Here is a 6,262-nt window from a genome sequence, read left to right on the forward strand (position 1 = left end):
GGCGGGCCGGCGTCTCACACGGACCCCACCCCCGCGCCCCCCCGCCGGGGGGCGGTAACCACCCCTACGGCAGCCGGGGCCCCCCACCCAACCCCCCCCCCCGCCCCCGCCTCTTGGGGGGCGGCGCGTCCACTCGAACTCAGCGCAGGCCCGTCTCGTTGCGGGCAATCACCAGGCGCTGGATTTCCGAGGTACCTTCGTAGATCTCGGTGATCTTGGCATCACGGAAGTAGCGCTCCAGCGGCATTTCCTTGGAATAGCCCATGCCGCCGTGGATCTGCACGGCCTGGTGGGTGATCCACATCGCGGCTTCCGAAGCAGTCAGCTTGGCGATGGCCGCTTCGTTGCTGAAGCGCTTGCCTTCACCCTTCACCCACGCCGCGCGCAGGGTCAGCAGCAGGGCGGCGTCCAGCTTGCACTTCATGTCGGCGATCTTCGCCTGGGTCATCTGGAAGGTACCGATGGCGGCACCGAAGGCCTTGCGGTCCTTCACGTATTCCAGGGTCGCTTCATAGGCGGCACGGGCGATGCCGATGGCCTGCGACGCAATGCCGATGCGACCGGCGTCGAGCACGCCCATGGCGATCTTGAAGCCCTCGCCTTCCTGGCCGAGCACGTCGTCGGCCTGGGCCACGTAGTCGTTGAACTCGATCTCGCAGGTGGCCGAGGCACGGATGCCCAGCTTCGGCTCGGTCTTGCCGCGGCCGAAGCCGGCGTTGTCGGTGTCGATCAGGAAGGCGGTGATGCCGCGCGCGCCCTTGTCAGGCTCGCTCATCGCGAACAGCACGATGTACTTGGCCACCGGGCCGGAGGTGATCCAGCTCTTCTTGCCGTTGATGACATAGGTGCCGTCGGCCTGCTTGACCGCGCGGCAGCGCATGGCGGTGGCATCCGAACCGGACTGCGGCTCGGTCAGCGCGAACGCACCGATGGCCTCGCCTTCGGCAATGGCGCGCACGTACTTCTGCTTCTGCGCCTCGCTGCCATGGGTCAGGATGCCGTTGCAGAACAGCGAATTGTTGACCGACATGATGGTCGAGTGCGCCGCATCACCGGCGGCGACTTCCACCATCGCCAGCACGTAGGCCACCGGGTCCATGCCCGCGCCACCGTATTCGGTCGGCACTTCGATGCCCATCAGGCCGTTTTCGCCCAGCAGGCGGATGTTTTCAAGCGGAAATTCGCCGGTGCGGTCATGGTGCTCCGCGCTCGGGGCGATCTTCTCCTGCGCGATGCGCCGCGCCACGTCCTGCAGCATCAACTGCTCTTCAGTAAAGCTGAAATCCACAACACCCTCCCAGGTACATGATGATAGGGGCCACGCACTGCGCGCCCAGGTGGCTCGATTGTACCGGGGCCGGGCAACGGCGGCTGACTTGGAGGGTGTTGCGGCTTGACCGGAACCGCTGCCGTCGGCGAATATATCTCTATATCGCGATAGGTAGATATTTATGGATCTGGAAGACTGGTCGACCCGCCTGAAGGTGTTCGCCGACGCCACCCGCGTGCGCCTGCTGGCGCTGCTGGAACAGGAAGAGCTGACCGTGGCCGAACTGTCGGCGATCACCCGGCTGGCGCAGCCGCGGGTGTCGACCCACTTGGCGCGCCTGAAGGAAGCCGGCCTGGTCCGCGACCGCCGTGCCGGCGTGTCGGCCTATTACCGCTTCGACGATGCCCAGCTGGACCCGGCGCAGCGCGCATTGTGGCATGCCTTGAGCAACGGAAGCGACGATCCACTGCTGCGCCAGGATGCTGAACGCGTCGCTGCGGTGATGGCCAGCCGCGCCGCCGACCAGAACTGGGCCGACAGCGTGGCCGGCGACATGGAACGCCACTACTCGCCGGGCCGCACCTGGGAAGCCCTGGCCCGCACCGCGCTGCCGCTGCTGGAGACCGGCGACGTGCTCGACATCGCCTCCGGTGACGGCGTGCTGGCCGAACTGGTGGCCCCGCACGCCAGCCGCTACGTCTGCATCGACACCAGCGCGCGCGTGGTGGCCGCCGCCAGTGAGCGCCTGCGCCGCCTACCCAACGTGGAGGTGCGCGAGGGCGACATGCACGCCCTGCCCTTCAAGGATGGCAGCTTCGACCTGGTGGTGCTGATGCACGCCCTGACCTACGCCAGCAAGCCGGCGCAGGCCGTGGCCGAATCCGCGCGCGTGCTGCGCCCGGGCGGCCGCCTGCTGCTGTGCAGCCTGGCCCGCCACGAGCACAAGGCCGCGGTGGAAGCCTATGGCCACGTCAACCTCGGCTTCAGCGACAAGGAGCTGCGCAGGTTCGTCGACAAGGCCGGCCTGCAGGTCTCCAGCCTGGAAACCGTGACCCGCGAAAAACGCCCGCCGCATTTCGAAGTCATCTCGCTGATCGCCAACAAGCCCTGAGGTCGCCGTGTCCGCCCTGCCCTGGCTGCATCCCGAACGTGCCCATGCCCTGCTTGCCGCACTGCGCGAGCGCATCCTGATCATCGACGGTGCGATGGGCACGATGATCCAGCGCCACAACCTGCAGGAAGACGATTACCGCGGCCAGCGTTTCGCCGGCGGCTACGACCACGACCATGGCCCCGGTTGCGACCACGGCGCGCCGGAAGGCCACGACCTGAAGGGCAACAACGACCTGCTGCTGCTCACCCGGCCGCAGGTCATCGGTGACATCCACACCGCCTACCTGCAGGCCGGCGCGGACCTGGTGGAAACCAACACGTTCAACGCGACCTCGGTCAGCCAGGCCGACTACCACCTTGAACACCTGGTGTACGAACTGAACAAGGCCGGCGCCGCCGTCGCCCGCGCCTGCTGCGATGCGGTCGAAGCGACCACGCCGGACAAGCCGCGCTTCGTCATCGGCGTGATCGGGCCGACCAGCCGCACCGCCTCGATCAGCCCCGACGTGAACGATCCCGGCTTCCGCAACACCAGCTTTGACGAACTGCGCGACACCTACCGCGAAGCCATCGAAGGCCTGATCGATGGCGGCGCCGACACCCTGATGGTCGAGACCATCTTCGACACGCTCAACGCCAAGGCCGCGCTGTATGCGCTGGAAGAGGCCTTCGATGCGCGCGGTGCACGCCTGCCGGTGATGATCTCCGGCACCATCACCGATGCGTCCGGCCGCACCCTGTCGGGGCAGACCGCCGATGCATTCCATGCCTCGCTGGCCCATGCGCGCCCGCTGTCGATCGGCCTGAACTGCGCGCTGGGTGCCGATGCCATGCGCCCGCACGTGGAAACCCTGTCCCAGGTGGCCGACTGCCATGTCAGCGCGCACCCCAATGCCGGCCTGCCCAATGCCTTCGGCGAGTACGACGAGACGCCCGAGGAAATGGCCGCCACCCTGCGTGGCTTCGCCGAGGATGGCCTGCTGAACCTGGTCGGTGGCTGCTGCGGCTCCACCCCTGACCATATCCGCGCCATCGCCGAGGCCGTGGCCGGCCTGCCACCGCGCGCCCTGCCCGGCGCACAGGAGCAGCAGGCCGCATGAGCACTTCGCCCTACACCCGCCTGTCCGGCCTGGAACCACTGGTCATCACCCCGGACCTGCTGTTCGTCAACGTCGGCGAGCGCACCAACGTCACCGGCAGCGCGCAGTTCCGCAAGCTCATCAAGGAAGGCCGCTACGAGGAAGCGGTGGACGTCGCGCGCCAGCAGGTGGCCAGCGGTGCGCAGATCCTTGACGTCAACATGGACGAAGGCCTGATCGATTCGGAAGCGGCGATGACCCGCTACCTCAACCTGATCATGTCCGAGCCGGACATCGCGCGCATCCCGGTGATGGTCGATTCCTCCAAGTGGAGCGTGATCGAGGCGGGCCTGAAATGCCTGCAGGGCAAGAGCGTGGTCAACTCGATCTCGCTGAAGGAAGGCGAGGCGCTGTTCCGCGAGCACGCGCGCAAGGTGCTGCGCTATGGCGCGGCCGCGGTGGTGATGGCCTTCGACGAGGCCGGCCAGGCCGATACCTGCGCGCGCAAGGTCGAGATCTGCACGCGCGCCTACCGCATCCTCGTCGATGAAATCGGCTTCCCGCCGCAGGACATCATCTTCGACCCGAACATCTTCGCCGTCGCCACGGGCATCGAAGAGCACGACAATTATGCGGTCGACTTCATCGAAGCGACCCGCATCATCAAGCAGACCCTGCCGCACTGCCACGTGTCCGGCGGCGTCTCCAACGTGTCGTTCTCGTTCCGCGGCAATGAGACGGTGCGCCAGGCCATCCATTCGGTGTTCCTGTACCACGCCATCGCCGCCGGCATGGACATGGGCATCGTCAACGCCGGCGCGATGCCGATCTACGACGAGCTGGAACCGGAACTGCGCGAGCGCGTGGAGGATGTGATCCTCAATCGCCGCAGCGATTCGACCGAGCGCCTGCTGGCGATCGCAGAGCGCTACAAGGGCAAGAAGGGCGCAGCGAAGACCGAAGACCTGGCCTGGCGCGAAAAGCCGGTTGCGCAGCGCCTGGCGCATGCGCTGGTGCACGGCTTGGATGCCTTCGTGGAAGAGGACACCGAGCTGGCCCGTCAGGCCTCCAGCCGCCCGCTGGATGTGATCGAAGGCCCGTTGATGGACGGCATGAACGTGGTCGGCGACCTGTTCGGCGCCGGCAAGATGTTCCTGCCGCAGGTGGTGAAATCCGCGCGCGTGATGAAGAAGGCGGTGGCCTACCTGCTGCCCTACATCGAAGCCGAGAAGGCGCGCAGCGGCGACACCGCGCGCAGCAACGGCAAGATCATCATGGCCACGGTGAAGGGCGATGTGCACGACATCGGCAAGAACATCGTCGGCGTGGTCCTGGCCTGCAACAACTTCGAGGTCGTCGACCTTGGCGTGATGGTGCCGGCGCAGAAGATCCTCGATGCGGCGCGCGAACACCACGCGGACCTGATCGGGCTGTCCGGGCTGATCACCCCCTCGCTGGAGGAAATGAGCCACGTGGCGCGCGAAATGGAGCGCCAGGGCTTCGACTTGCCGCTGCTGATCGGCGGCGCAACCACCTCGCGCGCGCACACCGCGTTGAAGATCGACCCGCATTACAAGGCGCCTACGGTGTGGGTGAAGGACGCCTCGCGCGCGGTCGGCGTAGCCCAGTCGTTGATCTCGCGCGACCTGCGCGAGGCCTTCGTCGCCGCCAACGAAGCCGACTACGCCGAGATCCGCGCGCGTCACCGCAACCGTGGCGATGCCAAGCGCCTGGTCTCGCTGGAACACGCACGCGGGCAGAAGTTCCAGGGCGACTGGGCGAACTACACCCCGCCCGCACCGAAGCAGCCGGGCCTGCACGTATTCGATGATTACCCGCTGGCCGAGCTGGTTGATTACATCGACTGGACGCCGTTCTTCCAGGCCTGGGAACTGGCCGGCAAGTACCCGGCAATCCTCACCGATGAGATCGTCGGCACCCAGGCCAGCGAGCTGTACCGCGACGCCCGCGCGATGCTCGACCGCATCGTCGGCGAGAAGTGGCTGCAGGCCAAGGCCGTGTTCGGCCTGTGGCCAGCCAACAGCGTCGGCGACGACGTGCGCGTGCAGCACCCGGAGGGCGAGACCACCCTGCACTTCCTGCGCCAGCAGGTGGACAAGCCGGCCGAGCGCCCCGACTTCTGCCTGGCCGACTTCATCGCTCCCGCCGACTGTGGCCAGCAGGACTGGATCGGCGCCTTCGCGGTGACCGCCGGCATCGGCATCGACGCCCACGTCGCGCGCTTCGAGGCCGACCATGACGACTACAACGCGATCCTGCTGAAGGCCCTCGCCGACCGCTTCGCCGAAGCGCTGGCCGAGCGCCTTCACCAGCGCGTACGCACGGAGTTCTGGGGCTACGACCACGCCGAGACGCTGGACAACGAGGCACTGATCGACGAGCAGTACCGCGGCATCCGCCCGGCACCGGGCTACCCGGCCTGCCCCGAGCACAGCGAGAAGCGCCGCCTGTTCGACCTGCTGCAGGCCGAAGCGAACGCCGGCATGGAGCTGACCGAGAGCTTTGCGATGCTGCCCACCGCCGCCGTATCGGGCTACTACTTCAGCCACCCGCAGAGCCAGTACTTCGTGGTCGGCCGCCTCAGCCGCGAACAGGTGAGTGACTACGCGCGCCGCAAGGGCGTGGACCGCGCCCAGGCCGAGCGCTGGCTGGCATCCAACCTCGACTACGACCCCGAATGAGGCGGTAGCGGGCGGGGGGGGCCGGCGCGCTCGGCCCCCCGCCGCGCGGGGGGGCCGGGGCCCGAGGGGGGAATTACAGGGGAGCGGGGCGCGGGGAG

General features: G+C 67.5%; 4 protein-coding genes. 3 read left to right on the forward strand and 1 reads right to left on the reverse strand.

Annotation, left to right across the window (positions count from 1 at the left end; all coding sequences use genetic code 11):
* Positions 1-139: 139 nt before the first annotated feature.
* Positions 140-1,288: an acyl-CoA dehydrogenase family protein gene (locus tag ACVOK1_RS19905; RefSeq protein WP_116864474.1), complete on the reverse strand. Its 1,149-nt coding sequence runs from the start codon at positions 1,286-1,288 to the stop codon at positions 140-142.
* 163 nt (positions 1,289-1,451) lie between these two features.
* On the opposite strand from ACVOK1_RS19905, the gene ACVOK1_RS19910 reads away from it, so the two are divergent.
* The 3 genes from ACVOK1_RS19910 to metH are packed head-to-tail and all read left to right on the forward strand — an operon-like array spanning position 1,452 to position 6,164.
* Positions 1,452-2,381 (forward strand): ArsR/SmtB family transcription factor, encoded by a 930-nt coding sequence (locus ACVOK1_RS19910; protein WP_108769275.1) that lies wholly within the window; start codon positions 1,452-1,454, stop codon positions 2,379-2,381.
* A 7-nt stretch (positions 2,382-2,388) separates the two neighbouring features.
* Positions 2,389-3,483, forward strand: coding sequence for a homocysteine S-methyltransferase family protein (locus ACVOK1_RS19915; protein ID WP_108769276.1), 1,095 nt, complete (start codon positions 2,389-2,391; stop codon positions 3,481-3,483).
* Entirely contained in the window at positions 3,480-6,164 is a 2,685-nt protein-coding gene (gene metH, locus ACVOK1_RS19920) for a methionine synthase (RefSeq protein ID WP_481563038.1), read from the forward strand. The genes ACVOK1_RS19915 and metH overlap by 4 nt, the downstream gene beginning before the upstream one ends.
* Positions 6,165-6,262 lie beyond the last annotated feature (98 nt).

Source organism: Stenotrophomonas sp. STEN087 (assembly GCF_056759115.1).

Coding starts and splice junctions, on each gene's coding strand:
- ACVOK1_RS19910 (WP_108769275.1), top strand. CDS start 1,452: ATGGATCTGGAAGACTGGTCGACCCGCCTGAAGGTGTTCGCCGACGCC.
- metH (WP_481563038.1), top strand. CDS start 3,480: ATGAGCACTTCGCCCTACACCCGCCTGTCCGGCCTGGAACCACTGGTC.